The sequence below is a fragment of the Paenibacillus puldeungensis genome (assembly GCF_042678945.1).
Lineage (GTDB): Bacteria > Bacillota > Bacilli > Paenibacillales > Paenibacillaceae > Fontibacillus > Fontibacillus puldeungensis.
Window position 1 is genome coordinate 152,167 of record NZ_JBHTLM010000007.1, and the last position, 26,273, is coordinate 178,439.

The following is a 26,273-nucleotide window of genomic DNA, read 5'->3' on the forward strand; positions in this document are numbered from 1 at the left end:
AAGTTCACTTTATCCCAAAAACGGTAAAAAATAAACCGGCCCTACCTTGATATTGAAAAAAACCGGCGCTGTGTAAGCGCCGGCTTTGGAAACCCTGCAAAAACATTTGGAAAAGACTAGTTTATCCTAAAGCTCACCTTCGAGTTTTATTCGCCGATCCCCCGAACCAATTCAACGACTTCCTGTGCGGTTTGCATTTGCAGCGCTTTGGCAGCAAGCTCCTCCATGTCCTTCTTGGACAGCTTGGATATTTGTGAACGGGCCGGCAAAATCGATGTCGCGCTCATGCTGAACTCGTCCAGGCCAAGACCAAGCAATAATGGAATTGCTGTCGCATCTCCAGCCATTTCGCCGCACATTCCCGCCCAGCGGCCTTCTTTATGAGCTGCATCAATCACCATTTTGACGAGGCGCAGAATCGACGGATTATATGGCTGATACAAGTAGGAAACGCGTTCATTCATCCGGTCCGCTGCCATGGTGTATTGAATTAGGTCGTTGGTTCCAATGCTGAAGAAGTCTACTTCCTTCGCAAATTGGTCGGCCAAAACCGCCGTTGATGGAATTTCCACCATAATGCCGAGCTGAATTTCCTCAGATACCTTGACGCCTTCGGCAGCCAGCTTCTCCTTCTCTTCCAGAAGCAGCGCTTTGGCGGCGCGGAATTCATCCAGCGTAGCGATCATCGGGAACATAATCCGTAACGATCCGTAGACACTGGCCCGAAGGAGCGCACGAAGCTGCGTACGGAAAATATCCGTTTGCTCCAGGCACAGACGAATAGCCCGGAAACCGAGAAACGGGTTCATTTCCTTCGGCAAATCCAGATATGGCAGCTCCTTATCGCCACCGATATCCAGCGTTCTTACAACGACAGGTTTGCCTTCCATTTTTTCAAGTACGGTCTTGTAAGCATTGAATTGAACTTCCTCGGAAGGCAGTTCGGTCCGCCCCATGTACAGAAATTCGGTCCGATAAAGGCCAACACCTTCGCCACCGTTCTCCAGCACGCCGGCAACATCGTTCGGAGTTCCGATATTTGCGGCCAGTTCGACATGAACGCCGTCCTTCGATGTAGTAGCTACTGCACGCAGCTTTTTCCACTCTTCGATTTGCTTCAAATGGTTTTCACGCTTTTGCGTATATTCGTTTACTACATCGTCCGTAGGATTTATAATGACGTTGCCATCCAGCCCATCAACGATAACGAGATCGCCGCTGTTCACTTTACTAAGCACTTCTTTGGTTCCGACGACCGCCGGAATTTCCAAGGAACGAGCCATAATGGCGGAATGGGAAGTACGCCCACCAATGTTGGTCGTAAAGCCTTTCACATATTGTCGATTAAGCTGGGCCGTGTCTGACGGCGTTAAGTCCTCGGCAATGACGACGACTTCTTCGCTGATATCAGCTGGATTTACGTAAGTGAGCCCAAGCAGATGCGTAAGCACCCGTTTGGTCACATCCCGCATATCCGCAGCGCGCTCCTGAAGATAGGCGCTTTTCATGTTTTCAAACATGGTGATGAATTCCGTTGCTGTTTCATTCAGTGCGAATTCAGCGTTTACCTTCTCAGCGGCGATTTTGTCGCGTACCGGTGTAAGCAGCTCAGGGTCGTTTAGAATGAGCAGGTGAGATTCGAAAATCTCCGCTTTTTTCTCGCCAAGCTCTTGAAGCGTGCGCTCTTTAATCGCCTCAAGCTCCTGCTGAGATTTAGCCAGAGCATCATCCAACCGCGCTAGCTCGGCAGCGGAATCCTGGGCATCCCGGCGCTTCACCGTGTAATCCGGATGCTCCAGTTTGAATGCCTTGGCGATCGCTACGCCTGCCGAAGCGGCAATGCCTTTAATGTTAAGCATTAACTTCTCCTAACCCTTCGTTAACCATAACATCGGTGAGCGCTTGAAGGGCTTCAGCCGCTTCTTCCCCATCCACGAACAGGGTAATGGTATCGCCTTTCTCAAGTCCGAGCGACAATACGCCAAGAATCGATTTCAAAGTAACTTTTTTCCCTTTCGCTTCTGCAAAGGATTCAGCACCTTTAAATTTATTGGCTGTGTTGACCAGGGCTGTAGCAGGACGTGCATGAATTCCGTCTTCATCTGTGATTCTAAAGTTTCTTTCCATATTAATCCTCTCGCTTTCAGTTCATAATGATTTATTTGTAACGGTACCTCAATAATTTGAGGTACCATATTTAATAAGTTGTTAATATGCGTTTCGAATCAACAATCGACTCGAATTACTCGATCGTGACAATGTCACCTTCACCGATGGATAGCTTCCCGGTTTTGTGAAGCTTCACCGAAGCACCTTCCGGCAAGTTGGAAAATACAATCGGTGAAATAATCGACGGAGCATGCTCCTTCACGTATTCGAGGTCCACTTCCATAATCGGTTGACCTGCCGCTACAAGGTCGCCCTCCTTAACGAGGATATTGAAACCTTGGCCTTTCAGCTTGACCGTATTCACCCCGATATGAACGAGCACTTCCTTTCCGCCGTCCGACATAATGCCAATGGCGTGTTTGCTCGGGAAAACGTTAAACACTTTACCATAAACCGGAGACGCAATCTTACCGTCATGCGGCAGTACGGCAAATCCGTCGCCCGTCATTCTTTCGGAGAATACGGGATCCGGTACGTTGGAAATATCCATCAGCTCGCCGTTTACCGGCATTACGATATCCTCACGGATAATCGCATCGCCGTCTTGTGCTGCTTGCTGCTCGACCTCGGCCGGCTTCACCGCAGTGGTTTTCGGCTCAATTTTAGGCGTTTTGCCGTTCATAATGTCGGCGATTTGCGATTTGATGGTATCTGAACGGGTACCAAAGATCGCCTGAATGTTGTTGCCAACCTCAAGTACACCGGAAGCCCCCAGCTTTTTGAGCCGGTCTTTGCTGACTTGACCTTTCTCCTTGACTTCAACCCTCAAACGGGTAATACAAGCGTCGAGGTGAACGATGTTTTCTTTACCGCCAAGCGCAGTCAAAATATTGTGTGGAAGCTCATCCTGTGTGACCGCTCCCTGTGCTTGTGTACCCTCTTCTTCATCCTCCGGATCTTCTCGGCCCGGCGTTCTCAAGTTAAATTTGCGAATAACGTACCGGAATCCGAAGTAGTAGATGACCGCAAAGATCAAACCTACAATTATGACATTCCACCAAGGAGTACGGTTTGGAATAACCCCGAAAATCAGGTAGTCAATCAAACCGCCGGAGAAGGTCATCCCGATTTTGGTGCCGAGAATATGCATTGTCATAAACGACAACCCGGCAAAAATCGTATGCACAGCGAACAGCACCGGTGCTACGAACAAGAACGAGAACTCAAGTGGTTCCGTAATCCCTGTCAGAAAAGAAGTGAGCGCAGCCGAGCCCATAATCCCGGCAACATATTTTTTATGTTCCGGTCTAGCTTCGTGGTAAATCGCCAGTGCCGCAGCAGGAAGCCCGAACATCATGAATGGGAATTTACCAGTCATAAATGTACCGGCTGTAAACGGCACACCGTCACGCAGCTGAGCCATGAAGATTTGTTGGTCCCCGCGAACGAGTTGTCCTGCCTTATTCACATATTCACCAAATTCAAACCAGAACGGAGAATAGAAAATATGGTGCAGGCCGAACGGAATTAGCGCACGTTCTACCACCCCGAAAATAAACGCGGACAGTGTCCGGTTTTGTTCCAGCATAAAGTGAGATGCGGAGTTCAATCCATGCTGGATCGGCGGCCAGATGATAACCATAAGCAAGCCGAGCAGTACTGACGTAGCCGCCGTCATGATCGGTACAAATCGCTTACCTGCAAAGAATCCAAGATACGACGGAAGCTCGATTCTGAAAAATCGGTTGTACATATAAGCTGCGAGTATACCGACGATAATCCCGCCAAAAACCCCCGTAGCCAGTGTCGGAATTCCAAGCACGTTAGCATAAGCCGCATCGGTACCGATCATAGCAGGAGTTATACCGATAACCGTTCCCATCGTTACATTCATAACGAGATAACCGATGATCGCGGCTAGACCGGCAACGCCTTCCCCTCCAGCCAAGCCAACGGCAACGCCGACGGCAAATAGTAGAGCCAGGTTGCTGAATACAATTTGTCCGGCATTCATCATGACGGTAGCTACCGCATGAACCGGAGCATTATCCAAAGCCGGTACTAGATCAAGAAACTCCGGGCTGACCAGCATGTTGCCGATCCCCAGCAGAAGACCTGCTGCAGGAAGCAGGGCAACAGGCAGCATCAACGCTTTACCGACTCTTTGTAAAATACCAAAAAACCGTTTAAACATAAACACCCTCCTGTGCTAAGTCGTTAGTGTCTCAAACAACAAAAAAAGCATGAGCCAAAAAAGTGTCAGAAAGGATCTTCTCGTTAAGGGATATAATGCCCCGATAATGGAAGATACAATCAAAACCTTTTATCAACTCATGCCTGATCGAATCAGTTACACATTGTGATTATGAAATTGTTGTTGATGAACAACAGGAATTATAGCAGACCTTTTTGACATATGCAAGCGATTTAGTCAACATTTTTAGGAGCAACCCGATGCAAATGCATCGTTAAGTAGCTGACTTCTGCCTGATAAACTGGCTTTTTCAGTCGTTGTTCCATAATTTTAGTCAATTTCCAAGCTAACGAATATAAAACGGGATATTCCTGTTTGAGCAGCATTTCAAGTTTTTCCACTTCTCCGATTTGCTCACCGCGCCGGATCCGCTCAATCGCAAAGCGCAGATGAGTGAGGAGCCGGGAATAATCCAAGGAGGTTCTCGCGATTTTAAATTCCAGCTCATTTTCGATAACTCCGACCAAATCGGCAATCAGCTGAGCATGCCCTCGTACCTCGCTTATATGACGGTTGGTGATTGCACTGTTTATGTGAAGGGCTACAAAGCCAATCTCATCCTCACCAAGATCGATACCCATCTTGCGACGAATTAACTCAATAGCATATTCGGCAAGTTCATACTCGACCGGATAAATCTCTTTCGTTTCGCACAAAAACGGGTTATGAAAGGCGATATCCTGTTCGGCCCGCTTAATGGCAAAGGCAAGATGGTCTGTTAAGGCGATATGAATATGCTCGTTAAGCTCGGTTTCGGTTTTCTCAGAAATATGCGTAATAATTTCACCGATAATCTCGATTAACTGCTCATCCACTTGAGGGACGAGTTGTTTATATTGTTCCTGTTCCTGTTGATTCGTCAGAATGAACATTTTCTCAACGGCTTCAAGCGGAATAACCTCATCCGTCTTGCGATTAAATCCGATACCTTTACCAATCACAACGACCTCGTTATGCTCCGGGTGGTTAGCTATAATGACGTTGTTGTTCAACACTTTCGCCACGCGTAGGCTGCTCACGATTGCACCTCTTCTTGTCCTAATCTCCGAACCGTTCACGTCCATTATAGTCTATCGTTTAGGCAATGGGGGATACTTCTTCAGACGTATTTCAGACGCAAATTTCAAAAGCGCCTCGCTAGTAAAGCGGGACGCTTATAATAATTATTATCATATGAAAAATTACAGGTAACTGCGCCAATTGTCAAGTGAAAACCCGGTAGCAAGCGAATGCCAAAATATCGTAATGACAAATAGGATCACGTTTCCTGTGAGGCAGCACTCTCCAGAGCAACACTTTCTTTATCACGATCGTGCTTTAAGACTGGCTCTACTGGTTGTATCTGCTGTGACAGCGCGGCGGGAGCTACTTTTCCATTAGCAAAGCTTTGAATCAGTCGATCCAATTCAATACCTGATACGCTCTTTAGCATATCCGGAGCCGTAGCCATCAATTCCGTAACATAATTGCTGACTCTCGCGGCGCCTTCCCCTTTCCCGGTATCTACCACCGTCAATTTGTCGATCGAGGACAAAGGTCCCGCAATTTTCCCGGCCAGCTCCGGCAACATCTTGACGACGATATCGAGAACCGCCGCTTCCCCGAATTTTTGGAACGCTTCAGCCAGCTTCTCCTTAGCTTCCGCTTCAGCCAGACCACGCAAGCGTATAATCTCGGCATCGGCCGTACCCTTCGCCCGCTCGGCGTCGGCGATCGCTAGGCCTTCAAGCCGCTTCTGCTCAGCCGATGCTTTCGCCTGCGTTTCGATAGAGTATTGCAAGGCGTCGGCCTCCCGCATTTTGCGAGCCTTTTCGGCCTCCGCCGCCTGCTCGACCGCATACCGGTCCGCATCAGCTTTTTTCTTCACTTCCGCATCGTATTGTTTTTGACGTACCATAATCTCTTTGTCCTGCAAGTCGATTTCTCGCTCTTTCCGAACGAGCTCAACTTTCATCTGCTCCTCGACCATTGTTTGCTTGGCCCGGGCTTCCTGAATATGATAAGCCTGATCCGCTTCCGCTTTGGCGGTATCCTGCTCCTTCTTAAAGGCGGCTACTTTCAGCTCCTTCTCTTTCTGAGCTTCCGCTATATTCGTGTCCCGCAGCAGCTCTGCCTTCTGCCCCGACTCCTCGGCGAGGGCCTTCTGAATCCGTGAATCGCGAAGCGCCTCCGCCTCAGCGATATCTGCATCTCGTTTTACAGCCGCAATTCTAGGCTTTCCAAGCGCCTCCAGATAACCGTGTTTGTCGCGCACATCCTTAATCGTGAAGGAAACGATCTGCAGACCCATTTTTTTGAGATCACGCGCGGCTACGCCCTGTACTTCCTGAGCGAATTTGTCCCGATTTCTGTATACCTCTTCCACGGTCATAGAGCCCAGGATGGATCTCAAGTGGCCTTCCAGCACTTCCTGTGCTTCACCCTTGAGAGCTTCGATCGGCTTGCCCATGAACTGTTCGGCCGCAGTGGCAACATCCTCGATAGAGCTTCCAACCTTAATAATGGCTACACCATCCGCTGATACCGGAACCCCTTGCTCCGTATACACCTCAGGAGTCATAACATCAAGCTTATGGGACAAGAGGGATAGAAATTCAGCTTTCTGAAAAATCGGCCAAATAAAAGCCCCGCCACCGCGTACAATTTTGATCTTTCTTCCAGCCTGGTCATCGGAAATGTTTCGGCTTCCAAGAAATGAGCCTGTCACGATCATTGCTTCGTCTGGCCCTACCGTTTTGTACCGAGCCCAGAATGCAATGCCCAGAACGATAATCACAACGATGACAACGATCGGAATAAGTAAAAAATCAGGAATTGCTTCTAACAATTACTCCAGCTCCTTTGAATTTTGATTTTCGTAAAGCTCAGATACCTGAACAATCCCGTCCTTGACATCCACGACAACGACTATCGTTCCTGCCGGAATCTCCCGTCGATCCCAGCTGACTGCAATATGAAGTGTATTGCCGCCAACCAGCTTTAACATCACCTCACCATAACCTTCTTGGGGAATAGGCACGGTAACTTCACCTACTTTGCCGGGAAGCTCCGCTTCTGAATAGGCTGTTGAGTTTTCACTGTTCTCCATCGGCTTTACATAGGCAAAATAGATGATTAGCCCCAATACCACAGCGATGAGAAGCGCGAAAATAACAACCGTCACCGCAGATAACCCTGTGTAACGGCTTAAAATGATCCCGGCCCCACCGAAACCAGTAACGACCGAAGCCGTAACTACAGGCTTTAAAAAGTCCAGCGACGTAAAATCAAGCAACCCGTCCAGCCAGCCTCCAATGAGATCGCCTAACAGCGCGCTGATAATGGCAAACAAGGCCCCTCCTACAAAGCAGCCCCAGAAAAGAGCCTCCATTACGCGCAGCCCCTCCTTTCTACTGTAAAAAAAGTGCATACACAAATAATTAATACGTAATATGGATAATTTTGTTTCGTGATGCAAAAAAACCGATTTTTGTCATGAATAAAAAAACACAGGCCACTCAAGATTTCACCATGAGCAACCCGTGTTTTCTTTATCGCGAACTAAACTATAGAGACATCCGATAAATTTCCGTCACATCCTGTTTATCCAGGACAGCAAAATTACCAAATGGACCAAATTTAACAGCCTTATCCGCCATGACCTCAAGGTGGCTGTCATCAATTTCATAATCAGCTAGACGACTTGGGGCCCCGATCGAATTCCAGAATGAACGCAGCGCGTCAATTCCCTCAAGGGCGATAACCTCATCACTTTTACCTGTCGGATCAACGTTGAACACATTTACCGCTAACCGCTTGAAGCGAGGAATATCGTGATGCATATTGTACTTCATCCAGTTCGGGAATAGAATAGCAAGGCCCCCGCCATGAGGAATGTCGTACACGGCCGAAACAGCATGCTCGATGTTATGCGTCGCCCAGTCGCCCGCTAGTCCCATATTGACAACCCCATTCAGGGCCATCGTTCCGCTGAGCAAAATCGTCTCCCGGTGCTCGTAGCTTTCGAGATTTTGAATCAGCTTTGGCGCAGTCTCGATAACCGTCTTCAGAATGGCTTCACATAAGCCGTCCTGGAGTGGCGTATTTGTTGTCTTATGAAAGTAATGTTCAAATACATGGGACATAATGTCTACCATTCCGTACACCGTCTGATCTTTTGGCAGAGAATATGTATTGACCGGGTCTAGAATGGAAAAAACAGGATAAGCGAGCTTGCTGCCCCATCCCAGCTTCTCTTTTGTGTCTTCATTCGTAATGACCGAATTTCCGTTCATCTCCGAACCGGTTGCGGCCATCGTCAGTACCGTACCGAGCGGTAGCGCATCTTTCGGAGCGGCCTTGTGTACTGCAAAGTCCCACATGTCTCCATCATATTTTGCCCCTACAGCAATCGCTTTTGAACAGTCCAGGACGCTTCCACCGCCTACGGCGAGCACCAGATCGATTCCCTTTGACTTGCACAGCTCTACCCCGCGATGAACGGTTGATAACCGCGGATTTGGCTCTACACCGGCCAGCTCTGTAACCTCGGTTCCAATCTCGTTTAGGACGCTTATGACTTTATCGTACAACCCAGTCCGCTTGATGCTCCCGCCGCCGTAAACGAGTAGTACTTTTTTACCATATGCCGGCACTTCTTTTTTCAAGGCTTCCAACTGGTCTTTACCAAAAATCAGCTTCGTCGGATTGTGAAATATGAAATTATCCATGCAAAAATTCCTCCAGTCATGTTGATGAAGTGAGTACCCAGTCGAGCAGATTCGTGAGTTTTGCTAAAATTATCTTATCATCTCTATTTCATTATACTTTGAACGATATTTTAAAGACAAACAAACAGATCTTACTGACTAATAAGGGGATTTTGTGGCCTTATTTCCACATTAGAACTGGTAAAAGTACCATTTTGACGTTATTGATCGTAAATAGGTACATAAAATTCCCCTATTATAGCAAGTATATCTGATTCTTCTAAAATAAGTCCGTTTTTTGTACCTATTTCTGCCGCGTTAGCGCATAGGCGCCTTATTAATAAGCAGAAAGACGGATTGAAAAGCCTTCCGGCTTTTTCATCCGTCCCCTGTGATATGCATCTGCAGTATAATAAAGTCCTATCCGCAGCTATTACATCTTTTGATAACCCGCCGAAAGCACAAACCGTTCGAATGCCTTACGGCCTGATTCCGTCGTCTTGAACACCCCGGCATGTTCCAAAATTTGCGAAAACTTAAGGCCAACCTCGTCTTTCAAAATAGCATCGGCCTTCTCTTTCGTAAGGGATGTCCCAAAACGGCCTACTAGCTCACGAGCCCAGTCGGCGTGGACCGCCAGACGGGATGACGGATCTGACACCGTCTCATCGTAGAGCGCCGTGTCGCCGCTCAAGATGTCCACGATGCCGGCAAGCTCTTCCTTCAACCGTCCCGGCAAAATCGCAAGCCCCATCACTTCGATCAGACCGATATTTTCCTTCTTAATATGGTGCATCTCGCGGTGCGGATGGAAGATGCCTTCCGGGTGCTGCTCACTCGTCCGATTGTTGCGAAGCACGATGTCCGCCTCGTAGCCCCCATCCGCGCCCCGCCGTACGATAGGCGTTACCGTATTATGAGGTACCTTAGTCCCATCCTGCTCGGTAAAAGCATACACTTCCGCGTCCGAATCGCTGTAGAGCTTCCATTTTTCGTACAGGTCATCGGCAGCCTCGAGTACCACTGCAGGATCCTGTCCGTTCAGCCGAAGAACTGTCATCGGCCACTTCACCATTCCTACGGTGACCCCCTCAAACTTAGGATGGCGGAAGGTCGCTTCTACTGGCGCTTTCTCCAGCGGGAACTTATGTCTTCCACCTTGGAAGTGATCATGCGTTAATATTGACCCGCCCACGATCGGCAAATCCGCGTTGGATCCGATAAAGTAGTGAGGGAATAACGTCGTGAAATCAAACAGACGCTTGAAAGTGTCTCTCGTCAGCTTCATCGGAACATGGTCATGATGGAAAATAATACAATGCTCGTTATAGTACACGTATGGCGAATACTGGAAGAACCATGGTTCTCCATTCAGCTCCAGCGGAATGACGCGCAGGTTTTGCCTTGCGGGATGGTTGATCCGTCCGGCATAGCCGACATTCTCGCGGCAAAGCTGGCATTTTGGATAAACCGGCGGAGGCAGCAGCTTCGCCATGGCGATTTCTTTTGGATTTTTTTCCGGCTTGGAAAGATTGATCGTAATCTCCATTTCGCCGTACTGCGTCGGCTGACTCCAATAAATATTTTGCCGTACCCGGTCCATCCGTATATAGTTGCTTGCCACCGACAGCTTGTAGAAATCATCGGTAGCCGCTTCGATTCCCTTCGCCTTCTCCGTTCCCTGGAACGCTTCGATCGTCTCCGAAGGGCGAGGCATGAGCAGCCCCATGATCTTGGCATCCAGCAGATCGCGATAAGTTGGCGTATTTTCCGGAATAAGCCCGATTTCATGACCGTAATCGATCACAATTTCAAGCGGCTCCTGCGGACCGTCCAGCGGCTCCTCCGACACCTTGCCCAAAAAAGGTTCATCAAAGGCAAACAGCTCCAACAAACGGTTGCGAGAATAATCCACGTCCCACCAGTCGATCAGCCCTTGTTCCAAGGCATAGTTCACGAGACGTTCAATGGCATGTAAAACGTTCTGTTTTCTCTCTTCTACTCCCATCGTTCGCTCAACTCCTTAGTTGTTGTACCCGTTCGGATGGTTTCTGTGCCACTCCCATGCACTCCCGATAATATGCTCGAGTTTGGCTAGCTTAGGATCCCAGCCAAGTACAGTGCGAGCCTTCTCCGAGGATGCAATCAGTACAGCAGGATCACCGGCGCGGCGCGGGCTCGTCACTACCGGGAATTCGCGGCCGGTCACACTCTTCACCGTCGAAATGACTTCTTTTACCGAGAAGCCTAGCCCATTGCCCAAGTTGAAAATATTGCTCTCCCCGCCGTCCATCAAATAATTCACCGCCCGCATATGAGCATCCGCCAGATCGCTGACATGGATGTAATCACGTACGCAGGTTCCGTCCGGTGTGTTATAATCTTCGCCAAACACTTGAATCGAAGGTCGCTGACCGAGTGCGGCTTGAATAATGAGCGGGATCAGGTGGGTTTCCGGATTATGATCCTCGCCGATTTTTCCACTTTCATGCGCCCCGGCAGCGTTGAAATAACGCAGCGACACATATTTGACGCCAAGCACCTGGTCGAACCAGGCCATCATACGTTCCATCGTCAGCTTCGTTTCACCGTATACATTCGTCGGGTGGGTTTGGTCTGCTTCTTCAATTGGCACCTTATCCGGTTCACCGTAAGTGGCCGCCGTCGAGGAGAAGACGATTTTACGGACATTCGCTTTATCCATCGCTTCCAGTAGGCAAAGCGTTCCGTAAACGTTGTTGTCGTAGTATTTTACCGGGTCCTTCATGCTCTCCCCAACGAGGGAATTCGCGGCAAAGTGAATAACTGCTTCGATCTCATTTTCGGCAAACAGCTTTGTCATAATCGCTTTATCGCGCAAATCTCCTTCGTACAGCTTGCCGCCTAGCAGCGCTTCACGATGACCGGATTGCAAATTGTCAATCACGACAACCTCTTTGCCCTGCTTCAGCAGCTCAGCAACCGTGTGAGAACCGATGTAGCCTGCTCCGCCCGTTACTAAAATCGCCATGTTACTTCTCCCCCTTCATTTCATGAACACCTTCGCCTACGCCGCAAACGTAAAACTCGCCTTCCAAACCGGTCCGCTCCTTGTACGCTTGGCCAACCTGGGACACAAATGCTTCCACGTCATTTTCGTGAACAAGAGAAACGGTACATCCGCCAAAACCTGCTCCGGTCATACGTGCCCCCAGCGTTCCGTCGATTTTGCGAGCTTCCTCCACCATCACATCAAGCTCCAAGCAGCTTACTTCGTACAAGTCGCGAAGCGAATCATGAGAAGCATTCATAAGCTCTCCAAACGCTTGCAAATCACCTGCTCGAAGTGCTTCCACCGATTTCAGCACCCGTGCGTTCTCTTCAACGACATGCGTTGCCCGTTTCAGCAATACCTCGTCTTGGAAGTCCCCTTTCCATTGTGCTAGCTGTTCCGGTTTGAGATGAGCCAAATATTCGAGGCCTTGTTCCCGCTGCTGCAAAATGTGCAACGCTGCATCGCATTGTTCCCGCCGCTCATTGTATTTCGAATCAACCAGTCCTCTGCGCTTGTTTGTATTGCCGATGACGATTTTGTACGCCCCCGTCCGGAACGGAACAAGCTTGTATTCAAGCGTATCGCACATCAGCAGGATGGCATGATCCTGAGCGCCATTCGATACCGCAAACTGATCCATGATGCCGCTATTTACGCCGACGTATTGGTTTTCGGCTCGCTGCGACAAGCGGGCGATCTCCACTTTATCCGTCGCTTTCCCTTCCATGCTCAATAATGCAAAGGCGGTCACTACTTCGATCGAAGCTGAGGAGGACAAGCCCGCACCGTTTGGAATTTCTCCGTGGAATAAAAGATCGTAGCCGCTGGTGAGCGGCGCGCCAAGCTTTTGAAGCTCTACAATAACGCCGATTGGATAATCGATCCACTCGCCCGTTTTTTGTTTTCCAAGCTCCTCCAAGGCGATTTCCGTCTGAAAAGGAAGATTCATCGAGGCAAACGTCACTTTTCGATCGGAGCGTTTACGAACCGCGAGCGTCGTACCGAACTCCAATGCGGCCGGAAGCACATATCCACCATTGTAATCGATATGCTCGCCGATCAAATTAACGCGACCCGGCGCATTGAAGACCCGCAGCGTTTCAGAGCTCTCACCGAATTTTGATATAAACAATTGTTCCATTTCCTGTTTCTTCATGGATACACCTCATCATCGTGGAATCTTTCGTTCTTGTTCACAGTATAGCGTTTACACATTATTTTGATAATGCAACTTTGCGAGCTGTATATAGATAAATGTGACTTTTCAAAGTAGAATAGGAGTAGACACCCAGCAGGCCACCCATCAATTTGTGAAGGAGACATAAGAAGTGATTCAGGAAACCTACAGTGCCGCAGCCAACCCTGAAGTATACGAGAAGGGGAACCTTCACGTTCTGTTTGCAGGTGAAAGTCAGACTCGTGCCGATCATCGCGTGGGTCCAAAAGTATACGATTATTTCCTGCTGCATTTTATCGAGCAGGGCAAAGGGAGCTATCAAACCGAATTTTCCGCTTTCGATTTAGGCGAAGGCGACTGCTTTCTCATTCATCCCGAGCAGTTGGTCACCTATGCCTCGGATGTAGCGGAGCCTTGGCGCTACCGCTGGATCGCTTTCACCGGAGCCGAGGCGGCGGGTCTCGTTCATCGAGCCGGATTCACCCCGGAGCGTCCGGTCCTGAGAGACGGAAAGGACAGCATCATCCCGCAGCTTCTACGGCGGGTACTACAGGCTTTTCAGTCGAAAAAAACGAGCTCCCATCTGCTGTCGTTAGGGCTGCTGCACGAATTGATGGCCGAAGCCCAGGAAACGCTCGTCAAAGAGTCGGCGATTCCCTTCGGCGAGGCCGGCGTGCAACGGATCGTTAAACAAATGATTCACTATATGACAAGCCAATATGCGCATCCGGTATCCATTGAACAAATGTGCTCCTCATTAGGCTACAACAGAGCGTATCTATCACGCATATTCAAAAAAGAAACGGGCATAACGCCCGTCACTTATTTGCTTAAGCTGCGAATTGACAAATCCCGTCAGCTCCTGCGCGAGCGGCCTGAGCTCTCTATCGAGCAAATCGCCGCTTCCGTCGGGTTAACGGATCCGCTATATTTTTCCCGGCAGTTTCGCCGTTTTCACCATGAATCGCCCAGCGAATACCGCAGGTCGGTAACTAGTCGAAGCACAAAATAGAGCCGTTCATATGGACACGCCTACCGCAGACCAAGCTGCTTACTGACAGCACCGAGTACGGCCCCAATCGGGTCTGTGATTAACAGATCGGCCCGGCTGTCATAAGTGGTAGATGATGCGTTGATGAGCACCGTCCGACCGCCGCGGAAATAGGTCACCAGGGAGGCCGCCGGCTGAACGGTAAGCGAGGTTCCTCCGATCAGCAACAGGTCAGCACCAGCAATCGCGGTTACCGTATCCTCGATAACGTTGTGGTCGAGATTTTCCCCATAGAGCACGACATCCGGTTTGATAACCCCGCCGCACTGGCAGCGTGCAACAAGTTCTGCGCTGTTCACAACCTCAGCCAAGGGGTAAAATCGACCGCACTGCATACAGTGATTGCGATGAATCGAACCATGAAGCTCAAGCACCTTTTCGCTTCCGGCCTGCTGGTGGAGACCGTCGATATTTTGCGTAATTACAGCTTCCAGCTTACCTTCGCGCTCCAGATCGGCTAAGAAGACATGCGCCGCATTCGGTTTAGCTTCGAGGTGTATCATCTTGGATTTATAAAAATCGAAAAAAACTTCCGGGTGGCGATCAAAAAAACGTCGGCTCAAGATTTCTTCCGGCGAATAAGGCGAGTCCTTCTCCGTTTGGTAAATTCCCGCTGCCGAACGGAAATCGGGTATCCCACTCTCTGTAGAGATGCCCGCCCCGCCAAAAAATACGATCCGCTGGCTTTCTTTCACCCAGGATGCAAGTAATTCGATGTTAGAATTATTCATATGTTATTTCCTCCTATCGTATCCACAACCTTGATTTCTTTATAATCGGAAACAATCGCATCGGCATCAAATAAAAAGGATGTCGCCTGCGATGGCTTCTCACCATCTTCCGATATTCCGACCGCAAGGCTTACCCCTGCTTTTTTTCCCATTTGCATATCCGCATTGCTGTCACCGATGATTACCGCATCCTTAGGCGTTATACCAAGTTCCCGGCAGGCTAGCAAGAGCATATCCGGTTCCGGCTTACCTTTTTCAACACGGTCTTGACCAACAACGCTTTGAAAATAGCCGCGGATCCCTAACCACTCCAAATGCTCAAGCGCCTCGGAAGTGATGTCCGAGGTCACGACACCAAGAACGATACCTTCGCTTCTGCAAGCAGCAAGAAATTCGTTTAGTCCTGGGAGCGGGCGAACATTCCGCAGCCTCTTCAACTCCTCCATCGCCGTCTTATTAAATTCTCGGATCATACTCAACGCATCATTCCATGGAACTCCTGCCTCATAAAGCTGTGAAGCAAGAAGGGCCGTTACCTCAGCCTCTGTCGCCATAGCGAACGGTCCTGCCTTGTCATAACCAATGATACGATTTGAGGAGTCTCGATGAAGTCCGAGCAGGTTTCTTTTCAATTCAGTGCCCCTCACTCCCAGCTGCTCCAGCTTGCCACTAAGCAATCCGGTCAGAATTTCTGCCCAGCCGCCCCACAACCCCATGAAATCAAGCAGCGTCCCATCTTTATCAAACAAAATTCCCCTGCATGGAGCAAGGCGCTCTCGCACCTGAATTGATGGCATCTTTCCGTCACCTTCTTCGCGATGTAGTCTTCATCCCTACCGCTTTTATTCGCTTCTGTTATTTTACCTCTAAACGGAATGAAGGCAAATTAAACCAGCGCAAAATAAGGTTTCGCCAGTTAGACACATAGAAAGAACTGATAGCGTTTTCTTTTGTGATAAAAATCACAAGAACTAGCTTGCAAAAATAGTAACTTATACATGGGACAATTATTTAAAATTTTGAGCTTTTCCTTAATTCATAATCGACTGTGAAGTATAAAGTCATCAACCAAACCCCTGGCGGATAAAGGAGCGGTAAACGTCATGACACAAATCAAATCATCCCGCTACGGAGATACCTTTTTTCTAAATTTGCGATTTCTACTGATCATTTGCGTATTTGTCGGCAATGCGATTGAACCTTTAACTACGCGGATTGATGGCATGAACTGGCTCTATGAATGGATTTTCACCTTCCACATGCCTTTGTTCGTATTTGTTACGGGTTATTTCGCCAAGCCAAATCTGAGAGGAGAAGCCGGGCAGAAGGTGATCCTTCAGATCGGCATGCAATATGTAATTTTTCAAACTCTTTATCAGATCCTCGATGTTACCGTTTTTCACGCGAAGCAGATTCATCATTCTTTCTTCGCCCCGTATTTGCTGCTTTGGTTTCTGGCCAGTCACCTCTGCTGGAGACTACTGCTGTTGGCCATGCGCAAGTGGTCCCCTGCTCAGCAGCTTGCAGCTTCCATTGCACTCGGCGTGCTTGTCGGCTATTTGCAGATGGACGGATCCTGGTTTAGCCTTTCACGGACGTTCGTTTACCTGCCGTTTTTTATAGCTGGTTATCATTTTTCACCCGATTTATTGCAGCGTTTATGGACAACTCGAGTAAAAACTGTAGCTTTATGCTTTTCTATAGCATGGTTTGCCATCATCGCCTTGGGCGGCGCGGATATTGCCCCGGGTTGGTTATACGGAAGCATGACTTACGGTCAGCTAGGTTACCAAGAGTGGTACGCCGGCGTCTTTCGCCTCTTGCTGTACCCGCTGCAATTGCTTACGGGAATTGCCTTTTTAGGGTTTGTACCAACCCAGGAAGGCAGAATTACGGAACTAGGCCGCCGGACATTGTATGTCTTCCTGCTGCATGGATTTATAGTCCGCCTAGTGGCTGTAACTCCGATTTACGGGTTCGTCCATAATGACGCGACATCCCTGCTGGTCGTATTAGGCGCTATTGCGATGACCTTGCTGCTAACTCATACTTGGGTACGAAAATGTACATCTCCGCTGATCGAGCCCCCTGTACAATGGCTGTTCAAGCTTGAGCAGCGGGCTTTTCGGGAAATTGGGGCAGCTAGCAAACAATAACCTATCGTTTACATTTCAGATATTGTAGTATTTAGCATCCTTCCGATTTAGGGGGGTGCTTTTTTGTTATACAATTTGTAAGTTGATTCCTTAATATCCATAAACCGTTTCAAAGCCATTACCCGTGGTAAATAACTGATACGATCTTCCAAAATTGTCGTTAGGAGGGGTTACATGATCCGAAACCAAGCCAAAATGAGCCGTGAGGAAGCGGGACGCCTAGGAGGGCGAGCTACCGCCCGAAATCATGGAAAGGAATTTTACCAAGAAATTGGACAACGAGGTGGTGTGGCGACCGCTAAATCCCATGACAAAGAATTCTATCAGGAAATTGGCCAAAAGGGCGGAGAAACGACCTCGAAGAAACACAATACAGACTTTTACCGGACCATCGGCCAAAAAGGCGGCGTGGCACGGAGCAAAAACTAATACATCCTTGTTAATATGAGTAAGCCTCACCACCAGGCTACCCTGACAGGAGCCTGGTGGTTACATACCTTCCGCCTTAATTCCATCCGATTCATAAATGTGCGTACCGGATCGGCCGCTTTTCGCTGCCAGCAGCATCGCTTTGGCAACGGAACTGGCTGAGATCGGCTTGTATTTTCGAAGCACGCCGGAGAATAGTGGCATAAAGATTTTTGAAGATATTTGTGCAATCCGTTCGCCAAACCGAAATTGTTCACGAGCACCCAACAGCAAGGATGGACGAAAAATGTGCAGTGACTGAAGTTTAAGCTCCTTCAGTGCATCCTCGATTTCTCCCTTGACACGAACGTAGAAGGTTCGGGATGAAGAATCAGCTCCAATCGCCGAAACGATGATGAATCCTCGTGCTCTTTGATGTTTTGCCATTTGGGCCAGTGTTAATGGATAAGTATAGTCAACTCTGCGAAAAGCTTCCTGGCTTCCACTATCTTTGCGTGTTGTTCCAAGGGCACAGAATACATCCGCCCCATCCATATCAACATTCACTTCTTCCAGTAGATCAAAATCGATCAGCTTCTCATGAAGCTTCGGATCACTAATGCCCATTGACCGGCGGACCAACACCGTTACACTGGTGTATGCCGAATCGCTTAGCAGCAGCTGAACGAGCTCTTTGCCGATCAAACCGGTAGCTCCGACAACAACGGCCTTTTGACTCATATGGGGTAAGCCTCCTTCTTCTGTCGGCAGACACCTGCATCTTTCTAAATCATATATCTGCCATCCATATCCACTTAGTTTATCAAAATAGTTCCAACCTCTATCATAGCAAAATCTCCGGGTGGACATAAAATTTCCTCTTCGATCCTCGGTAGAAAAAGAAGGTTACTTGTGATAGACTGTAAAGAAAACCTTTAGCGGTGTAAAGCTCCAAACTAAAATAAATCATGGGGGGATAGGTATTCATGACAGCCAAGAAAATGCGTTCCGATATGATCAAAAAAGGCTTCGACCGTGCGCCTCATCGCAGCTTGCTGCGGGCAGCCGGCGTTAAGGAAGAGGATTTCAATAAACCTTTTATCGCGGTCTGCAACTCGTACATTGATATCGTACCCGGGCACGTTCATTTGCAGGAGTTCGGTAAAATCGTCAAAGAAGCAATTCGGGAAGCGGGCGGCGTTCCTTTTGAATTCAACACGATCGGCGTGGACGATGGCATCGCGATGGGCCACATCGGCATGCGCTATTCGCTACCTAGCCGCGAAATCATTGCGGACTCTCTGGAAACGGTCGTCTCTGCACACTGGTTTGACGGGATGGTCTGCATCCCTAACTGCGATAAAATTACGCCTGGGATGATGATGGGAGCACTGCGTGTCAATATTCCGACTATTTTCGTAAGCGGCGGACCTATGAAAGCGGGTGTCGACAGCAAAGGTCGCAAGCTTTCCTTGACCTCGGTCTTTGAAGGTGTCGGTGCCCACCAAGCCGGACAGATTGATGACAATGATTTGCTTGAGCTTGAACAATTCGGCTGTCCAACATGTGGCTCTTGCTCCGGTATGTTCACCGCCAATTCGATGAACTGCCTTGCTGAAGCGCTTGGTCTTGCTCTTCCGGGCAACGGTACGATTCTGGCGGTAGCTGAAGAACGCCGTGAATTCGTCCGGAAGTCCGCGCGTCAACTCATGGAGCTCATTAAGCTGGACCTTAAACCTCGCGATATCGTAACCAAAGAATCGATCGATAATGCTTTTGCCTTGGATATGGCGATGGGTGGATCCACGAACACGGTTTTGCATACCCTTGCCCTTGCGCAAGAAGCCGGCATCGATTATCCGCTAGAGCGAATCAATGAGGTAGCGAATCGTGTACCTCATATCGCTAAGCTGGCACCGGCTTCCGATATTTTCATTGAGGACGTAGATCGGGCTGGTGGCGTCAGTGCCGTACTGCATGAACTACTGAAAAAGCCGGGAGCTATATTCGGCGAACAAATGACGGTTAGTGGCAAAACAATAGCAGAAAATGTTGCCGGTTGCGAAATTCTCGATACTAGCGTTATTCACACCATCGATAATCCATATTCGGAAAAAGGCGGACTGGCTATCCTTTACGGCAACTTGGCACCTGAAGGCTCCGTTATAAAAGTCGGCGCAGTTGATCCTTCTGTCGGCGGATATCATAAGGGTCCGGCCATCTGCTTTGATTCCCAGGACGAAGCTCTTGAAGGAATTGCAAACGGGAAAGTGAAAGAGGGCAGTGTAGTCGTTATCCGTTATGAAGGGCCGAAGGGCGGACCGGGCATGCCAGAAATGCTGGCTCCAACATCTCAGATCGTTGGGATGGGTCTTGGCGCTAAGGTGGGTCTCATTACCGATGGACGATTCTCCGGCGCTTCTCGCGGCATCAGCATCGGGCATATTTCTCCGGAAGCAGCCGAAGGCGGACCGATTGCATTTGTTGAAGATGGGGACATCATTGAACTCGATCTAAACAACCGCAAAATCGAGCTTCACGTTAGTGAAGAAGAACTTAACCGCCGTAAAGCAAACTGGAAGGGCTTTGAACCGAAAGTGAAAACCGGTTATTTGGCCCGTTACTCCAAATTAGTAACTAATGCCAGCCGCGGCGGTGTCATGAAAATCAACTAAGAATCCTCCAGCAATAAAACAAAAGCCGTACCCTAGCGTGTAATAGCTAGGATACGGCTTTTTTGTTTTTTCCGCTTGTTCGGCTTAACGGCATGGCAACGTAGAACTAAGTACCGTCTCATCTTCTTCCGTTTGTTCCTTCTTCATTAGTCGATGGTGCGAGCCATCCTCCGAATAATGGGTTACCAGATACTCAATCGGCATTACAATCAGCTTCGGAACAAGTTCTTCAGCATTTTCCTTTAATCTCGAACTTCCTTCAGGATGAATAACACTCATTAACAATTTCAAATAAATTCGGGACGAACTTGCGAACCATCCTTTGGGTAAATCCGCGATCGTAAAACCGAATTGTTCCGGTCCCCGATTAATCATGCTCACTCCATACAGCGCCTTCACGTCGTGTAGTTCCGGATGATTTACAACATAGGAGGCTAGCTCAGGCAGTGCTGTATCCATTTTACGGATCATTTTGATCGCCAGTTGGACAGGGGTTCGGGAACGTGAACTGATTTCAAACAGCTTCTTGTTGTCGAAATGAAGTTCCATGATACGATCGCCACTGACGAGCTCTGTACCTCCGGTCATGATGACGTTATCTCCATGGTATGTACGTATTCGGAAGTGCAGGAATGCATCTTCTTTATTCGCTGACTTCAGCTGAAATATAACATGGAACAGTTTTTCCCATAACAGCCACAATGCTACGATCATTTTTTTAAAGCGAGATATTTTCTTTTTACGCCGCTTTGCCGAGACTTTGTCGGTAGTCTTGTCAGTGGCTTTGGCTGAAGTGCCTTTAGTCTTTTTGCGTGCCGCCAAAATAGCTTCCGTGTTCTCAATCATCTCATCGATCCGAATGCTCTTTAAGCCGCGCCGCTCGGCTTCTTCAAGAATCCGTTCAAGTGCCATTAGCATTTCTGCCGGGGCATCGCTATTTGCACCTAAAGTTGCACCACAATCATGCAGCAAAAAGATTTCCCCACCTCGCAGTTTCTTCAGCATACGTTTCGTAAGTTTATCCGCACCGACCCGTTCACGCCAATCGCTGAACATCGCGGACCACAATACAATTTGCGTTTCGTTCCGATTTGTGAAATCAAACAGGTTCACGATTCCCCAAGGAGGACGGTAATAATTCGTGCAATGTCCTGTAACCTCCTCGATGATCTTATTCGTTCTTTGAATCTGCTTCTTCACCGTAGCAGGGAACATCAGCCAATTGGTTTTGTGAACATAATTGTGAATGCCGATCAAATGACCTTCATCATGCATCCGTTTGATCAACTCTGGATGTTTCTCCGCGTTAGAGCCTACGACAAAGAACGTCGCCTTAACCTCAAATCGCTTCAGTAAATCAAGCAGCATCGGGGTGTATTTGGGATCTGGACCGTCATCGAACGTGAGGGCGTAATACTTGTCGCTTGCTCCATGCCGAAATACGCGAAAGCCGAATATACGCGTTATCAAACCGGGAATAAAAGCATAAAGCGTTGAAGCATAAAATAACCACAGCAGCAAAGTCTCCATGTGTTTTCCCCACTTTTCTATGATCAATGACTTTGTCATGCTCTAAATCATAGCATCTACACTATTTTATCACATACACCAAATGATTAGGCGTCTTTTTTTGGGAAAAACAACAGAGAAAGTTTTTTTACTTTTGTGGGTCAGATGCTAATAAATCCATAACTCGCCAAAACAATTCCTTTGCTTGATGCTTTGATTCTGCCGGGCGGTTCTGCACCAAAACAGCCAACGCATATTTAGGATTATGAGTAGGACCATAGCCGATAAACCATTGGTGGTTTAAAGTTTTTCCGCCATGCTCCACCTGGGCGGTACCCGATTTACCAGCGAGCGGCCATTTGGCTTGTTCCAGAGATTGACCGGTTCCATCCGTAACAACCCTTCTCATCCAGGAAAGTAGGAGCTTGGCGGTTCTCGGAGAGATTTGTCCTGCTGAAGAAGGTGCTGTTTGTCTTGGAAAAGAGGCCATTAGCGTTCCATCCTTGAACCTAATCTCACTCGCGATTCGGGGAGCTGTTACTTGACCTCCATGGAGTAAAGTAACGACCAAATTGGCAGCCTGTAGTGGGGAGACGAGCACATCCCGTTGTCCCAATGCTGTCTGAGCCCGTACGCCACCGTCAGCTTTAGTTCGTGCATAAAACACTTGTCCCTGTTCTTCCTGATCCAGTTGTTTGAGCGGAGGACCGCCAAGAAAAGATGCGGTTTCCCAACCGATAGTACGTCCCAATCCAAGCTTGGATGCAGCTGCTGCAATGCTTTCACTGCTTAATCGCTCACCCAGTGCGGCAAATACTGCATTACAAGACTTGGCAAACCCATCCTCAAGCGTAATTGGACCATGCCCCCCTTTTTTCCAGCAGGCTATTCCGTATTTGCCATAAGTACCGTTGCAGTAAAAAGTCTCCTTAGGTGATGAAACTCCTTCCTCCAGCGCCGCAGCCGCGATTACCGTCTTAAAGATCGAACCTGGAACGGCGGCCTTCACCGCCCGATTGCTCCAGTTGCTGACAGAGGGATCGATTTGATTAGGATTATAAAAAGGTAAAGAAACCATAGCCACGATATCCCCCGTAACCGCATCTAAAACAGTAACGGCCCCCTCCTGAATATGCATCTGAGTGACAAGCCGTTCTATATCACGCTGAATCTGTTCATCAATGGTCGTTCTGATTTGTAGAGGATAATAACGGCTGTTATCCGCCTTAATTCGTGTTCCTATGCCTTCAATGGGCCGCTTCGCCCCATCGATAGTATAGGCTGCTCTTACACTGCCGCCATTTCCGCGCAATAAACCATCAAATGTTTTCTCAAGTCCCGATGCTCCGATTTGCAGGGTCAAAGAGAGCTCAGGATGGTGTTTCTCCACTCGAAGCTTTTGGATCACATCCGGTCGCTGCGCAACATAACCAAGCCACTGATTACCACGTTCTCCCGGCATATACCTGGAAACGTAAGGAAGAACCTCCAGTCCATTCAGGTCAGGAAATCTTTCTGCTTCTTCAATGTTCAGCTTCATTGGATCCTTCTTAGTCTTTTCACTCGCGATCCTACTCGTACCCGCTTCAGGCCATACATAGGGTTTATCAAGCTTACTCCATATACCTCGAAGAGTAGAAGGTGTCGTATTAAGCAGTGCGGCTAATTTATTAAGCTTTTGAACTGCTGGAACTTCCTTGATGGGAAACAAAATCGGGGTCCATGTCAGACCTCCGGTCAGAGGAACCCCGTTCCGGTCCATAAAATGGCCTCGCCCGGAATCCAATTCGATACTTTCCTCCCGTTGCCTAACGGCCAGTTCATTGATCGTTTTTCCCCCGATTGTAACCGATTTTAGGGCAGAGTGTGTCTGAATCCAGGCTATACGAAGCGCAAATACGCAGAATATCACTAAAAATGATAATAATAAATAAAAAATGCGCTTTTTCCGCAGCAATGTCATGGAATGCCCTCCGTTCGTGCTTACCTTTCCCCATTATTTCCTGGGAAAAGCTAATTCACACTCCATACTGCTATAATGTTCTTGCTATCGCTGCCCATATAAAACAGCCTCGCTAGGTCAAATTTGACCTAACGAGGCTGCAGCTTACTCTTACTATTTCTTACTTGATTACACCGTGAATTTTGACAAAGACTCTTTCAAACCAGTCGATACATTTTCTAGTTTGTTCGAAAGCTCAACCAGATGATCGCCGACCGTTTGCTGCTCGCTGCTGAGCGAAGCAACCTCTTCGGAGGTTGCCGAGGATTCCTGAGCTACCGCACTAACATTGCTCATTGCTTCGGACAGAACCGATTGAGATTGACTCAACTGATCGATGGAAGACGTTACGGAATCCAGATGCTGGACGAAGCCTTCCATCTGCTCTTGAACAGAAACGAAGATTTGACTAGTTTCCTGTACGGAAGCAATTTGCTCCTGGAATAATGGGCTTGCTTCAGACAATGCTTTTACCGTTTCGTTCATTTCCTTCTGAATATTGTCGGTAATCTCCCCAACCATCGTGATCGATTGACGCGATTGGTCCGCGAGCTGGCGAATTTCATCGGCGACGACCATGAAGCCTCTACCGGCAGCTCCCGCCCGAGCAGCTTCAATCGTTGCGTTCAACGACAAGATATTCGTTTGCTGGGTAATGTTTTGCATCACATCAAGGACTTTCAAGACCGATGATGTGCTGGACTTCAAGGAGTCAACCTTTTCAGTCAATGCATTAACCATTTCCACCGTAGTATGCGTTTTTTCGAGCAGTCCACTTAAGTATTCGGTACCCTTCTGACTGGATTGCTCAACCTGACGTGCTGAAACTTCCATCTCTTTGTTTGTATGAATTACATGATCCATCTGTTTGGAAATATTTTCAGTCAATTCATTTCCGCGTTCCGCTTCCGTAGCAAGGCTCGTTGCCCCGTTGGCGATTTCCTCCGTTGCAACAGCGATCTCCTTGGCAGAGATTGCCGTTTTATTGGAAGCTTGTGTCAACTCGGTTGCCGTATCCAGCACATCCTGCGCCGAACTGTTCGTTTGCTTAACAAGCTCGGTAATGTTCTCCATCATCTCGTTGAAGCTTTCTGTCAACTGACCAATTTCATCTTTGTTTTTCAGCTTCAGTCGAACATTCAGGTTTCCTTTGGAGCCTTCCTCCATCAAGTTTTTCAGCTTGGCCAGCGGATGAGCGATCATTCGAACCATCCAGATTCCTAAACCGATGGCAATTAGCGCTACAACAATGAGAGATAGGTATGTAACTAATAAAATGCTTTTTGCACTGCTAGTCAATTCGGACGTTGCTACCGTACCGAGAAGTTTCCAGCCCGATGTCTGCTGCGTGTTAAACACGGCAAGCACAACATCGCCGTCGGCATCGTCAATTCGCAAACTTCCGGAAGCCTTGGTGCCGGCTTTGCTCAGATTGAACTCAGTTGCTTTACCTTGTTCCCCGGCAACCGAAGATCCAACGACCTTGTTGTCATTATCGACCATTTGAATTTTAGAATTTTCGCCTAGTTTTACTTCCTTCAAATATCCGTTCAAAATGTCCGTATTAATGTCGGCAATAAGAATAAACCGCTTCATGCTGTTTACGCTTTGTACGGATCTAACGAGCCGAAAAATTGAACTTCCGGATTTATTTTCTACCGGATTAAGCCACATGGTTTTCGATGCCTTTGACATCTCTGCAAACCATGATTCATCACGAACCTTTTCTAAAAAGTCGTTGTCAGCGCTGCCTGAAGAGACATCATCAACAATTTTGTCCGTCGAGATCATATAAACTGCGGTGATACCTTTTGTGGAGAACGTTAAAGAATTCAGTCTAGTTCTCATTTTATTGGTTGCTGTAAAACGTTCATAATCCGTAATGTTTGACAAGGATGCATCCATAATCGCTCTTTGCATTTCATCGTCTAAGAACATTTGTTGAAGACTTTCTTCATATCTCTGCAGTACAACATCGAGCTTCTGGGAAGTTTGAACAATCGTCTGCAAATTGGCGCTTTCTGCATTATCTTGGATCGTACCTTTTGCCATTTGGTAGGACAAAATACCGATCGTAAGCACAAAAAACATGATGGCAATAAAGAAAATCAGGAACAAACGTATGCCAACCGACTTGGAAGGATTAAATTGCTTAGGAAGCTTATCCACTAAGGATAGCGCTTTCCCTTTCCAATCGGCTGCGAATGCTTTTTTATCTTTCTTAGGTAACTCCGCCCGTTCTTCCTTTTTCTTACGCTTTTTCTTGTCTTTGGTTGATTGGTCCTCGTTCTTTGGAACCAGACTCATGTTGATCACCCACCACTCATAATAGTTGCAGCCCCAAGTTTAGGTTCGGGGTCATGCATTATGCCGCTGAAATCTAACATTTTACGTCGGCTTTACATCGAATAATTCGACAGTAAATGACGTTCTCCTCTATTGTATCGGCTAAAAAAGCGTAGGTTTTTAAGTAATCTTT

19 protein-coding genes and 1 pseudogene are annotated in these 26,273 nt (G+C 48.0%); 4 read left to right on the forward strand and 16 right to left on the reverse strand.

Annotated features, from left to right (window positions below; translation table 11 throughout):
- Positions 1-146 precede the first annotated feature (146 nt).
- The 10 genes from ptsP to ACFQ3W_RS11955 all read right to left on the reverse strand — a co-directional run bounded on the left by ptsP (position 147) and on the right by ACFQ3W_RS11955 (position 13,241).
- The gene (gene ptsP, locus ACFQ3W_RS11910; protein ID WP_379319454.1) at positions 147-1,859 is read right to left on the reverse strand and encodes a phosphoenolpyruvate--protein phosphotransferase; all 1,713 of its coding nucleotides are present in this window, start codon (positions 1,857-1,859) and stop codon (positions 147-149) included.
- A complete protein-coding gene (locus tag ACFQ3W_RS11915) occupies positions 1,852-2,127 on the reverse strand; it encodes an HPr family phosphocarrier protein (RefSeq protein ID WP_379319455.1) in 276 nt (91 codons plus the stop codon). The genes ptsP and ACFQ3W_RS11915 overlap by 8 nt, the downstream gene beginning before the upstream one ends.
- 115 nt (positions 2,128-2,242) lie before the next feature.
- Positions 2,243-4,303 carry a glucose-specific PTS transporter subunit IIBC gene (gene ptsG / locus ACFQ3W_RS11920; protein ID WP_379319456.1) on the reverse strand — a complete coding sequence of 687 codons (2,061 nt, stop codon included), beginning with the start codon at positions 4,301-4,303 and terminating at the stop codon, positions 2,243-2,245.
- 233 nt (positions 4,304-4,536) lie between these two features.
- Positions 4,537-5,382 (reverse strand): glucose PTS transporter transcription antiterminator GlcT, encoded by an 846-nt coding sequence (gene glcT / locus ACFQ3W_RS11925; RefSeq protein ID WP_379319457.1) that lies wholly within the window; start codon positions 5,380-5,382, stop codon positions 4,537-4,539.
- Positions 5,383-5,621: 239 nt separating this feature from the next.
- The gene (locus ACFQ3W_RS11930; protein WP_379319458.1) at positions 5,622-7,190 is read right to left on the reverse strand and encodes a flotillin family protein; all 1,569 of its coding nucleotides are present in this window, start codon (positions 7,188-7,190) and stop codon (positions 5,622-5,624) included.
- Complete coding sequence (locus tag ACFQ3W_RS11935; protein WP_379319459.1) at positions 7,191-7,733, reverse strand: NfeD family protein; 543 nt, start codon at positions 7,731-7,733, stop codon at positions 7,191-7,193.
- A gap of 175 nt (positions 7,734-7,908) precedes the next feature.
- Entirely contained in the window at positions 7,909-9,072 is a 1,164-nt protein-coding gene (locus ACFQ3W_RS11940; protein ID WP_379319460.1) for an iron-containing alcohol dehydrogenase, read from the reverse strand.
- A 412-nt stretch (positions 9,073-9,484) separates the two neighbouring features.
- The gene (locus ACFQ3W_RS11945; protein WP_379319461.1) at positions 9,485-11,059 is read right to left on the reverse strand and encodes a UDP-glucose--hexose-1-phosphate uridylyltransferase; all 1,575 of its coding nucleotides are present in this window, start codon (positions 11,057-11,059) and stop codon (positions 9,485-9,487) included.
- Between the two features lie 15 nt (positions 11,060-11,074).
- Positions 11,075-12,061 (reverse strand): UDP-glucose 4-epimerase GalE, encoded by a 987-nt coding sequence (gene galE, locus ACFQ3W_RS11950; protein WP_379319462.1) that lies wholly within the window; start codon positions 12,059-12,061, stop codon positions 11,075-11,077.
- A gap of 1 nt (position 12,062) precedes the next feature.
- Positions 12,063-13,241: a galactokinase gene (locus tag ACFQ3W_RS11955; protein ID WP_379319463.1), complete on the reverse strand. Its 1,179-nt coding sequence runs from the start codon at positions 13,239-13,241 to the stop codon at positions 12,063-12,065.
- A gap of 172 nt (positions 13,242-13,413) precedes the next feature.
- Between ACFQ3W_RS11955 and ACFQ3W_RS11960 the strand changes: the two genes are divergently transcribed.
- Complete coding sequence (locus tag ACFQ3W_RS11960) at positions 13,414-14,274, forward strand: AraC family transcriptional regulator (protein ID WP_379319464.1); 861 nt, start codon at positions 13,414-13,416, stop codon at positions 14,272-14,274.
- A 20-nt stretch (positions 14,275-14,294) separates the two neighbouring features.
- Here the strand turns inward: ACFQ3W_RS11960 and ACFQ3W_RS11965 are convergent, their stop codons facing one another.
- Positions 14,295-15,044, reverse strand: coding sequence for an NAD-dependent protein deacylase (locus tag ACFQ3W_RS11965; RefSeq protein ID WP_379319465.1), 750 nt, complete (start codon positions 15,042-15,044; stop codon positions 14,295-14,297).
- A complete protein-coding gene (locus tag ACFQ3W_RS11970; RefSeq protein ID WP_379319466.1) occupies positions 15,041-15,841 on the reverse strand; it encodes an HAD family hydrolase in 801 nt (266 codons plus the stop codon). Before ACFQ3W_RS11970 ends, ACFQ3W_RS11965 begins: the two co-directional genes overlap by 4 nt.
- Before the next feature lie 306 nt (positions 15,842-16,147).
- On the opposite strand from ACFQ3W_RS11970, the gene ACFQ3W_RS11975 reads away from it, so the two are divergent.
- Together ACFQ3W_RS11975 and ACFQ3W_RS11980 are read left to right on the forward strand one after the other, a co-directional pair.
- A complete protein-coding gene (locus tag ACFQ3W_RS11975) occupies positions 16,148-17,200 on the forward strand; it encodes an acyltransferase family protein (protein WP_379319467.1) in 1,053 nt (350 codons plus the stop codon).
- 174 nt (positions 17,201-17,374) lie between these two features.
- Positions 17,375-17,626 (forward strand): annotated as a pseudogene (locus ACFQ3W_RS11980) (KGG domain-containing protein); the annotation flags it as partial.
- Positions 17,627-17,689: 63 nt separating this feature from the next.
- Here ACFQ3W_RS11980 and ACFQ3W_RS11985 read toward each other — a convergent pair.
- Positions 17,690-18,349: an oxidoreductase gene (locus ACFQ3W_RS11985; RefSeq protein WP_379319468.1), complete on the reverse strand. Its 660-nt coding sequence runs from the start codon at positions 18,347-18,349 to the stop codon at positions 17,690-17,692.
- A gap of 245 nt (positions 18,350-18,594) precedes the next feature.
- On the opposite strand from ACFQ3W_RS11985, the gene ilvD reads away from it, so the two are divergent.
- Positions 18,595-20,283, forward strand: a complete 1,689-nt coding sequence (ilvD, locus tag ACFQ3W_RS11990; protein ID WP_379319469.1) for a dihydroxy-acid dehydratase — start codon at positions 18,595-18,597, stop codon at positions 20,281-20,283.
- Positions 20,284-20,367: 84 nt separating this feature from the next.
- On the opposite strand, the gene ACFQ3W_RS11995 is transcribed toward ilvD, so the two are convergent.
- From ACFQ3W_RS11995 to ACFQ3W_RS12005, 3 genes are all read right to left on the reverse strand, one after another.
- Positions 20,368-21,813 (reverse strand): polysaccharide deacetylase family protein, encoded by a 1,446-nt coding sequence (locus ACFQ3W_RS11995; RefSeq protein WP_379319470.1) that lies wholly within the window; start codon positions 21,811-21,813, stop codon positions 20,368-20,370.
- A gap of 127 nt (positions 21,814-21,940) precedes the next feature.
- Positions 21,941-23,755 (reverse strand): peptidoglycan D,D-transpeptidase FtsI family protein, encoded by a 1,815-nt coding sequence (locus ACFQ3W_RS12000; RefSeq protein ID WP_379319471.1) that lies wholly within the window; start codon positions 23,753-23,755, stop codon positions 21,941-21,943.
- 168 nt (positions 23,756-23,923) lie between these two features.
- Positions 23,924-26,101 (reverse strand): methyl-accepting chemotaxis protein, encoded by a 2,178-nt coding sequence (locus ACFQ3W_RS12005; protein WP_379319472.1) that lies wholly within the window; start codon positions 26,099-26,101, stop codon positions 23,924-23,926.
- Between the last annotated feature and the right edge of the window lie 172 nt (positions 26,102-26,273).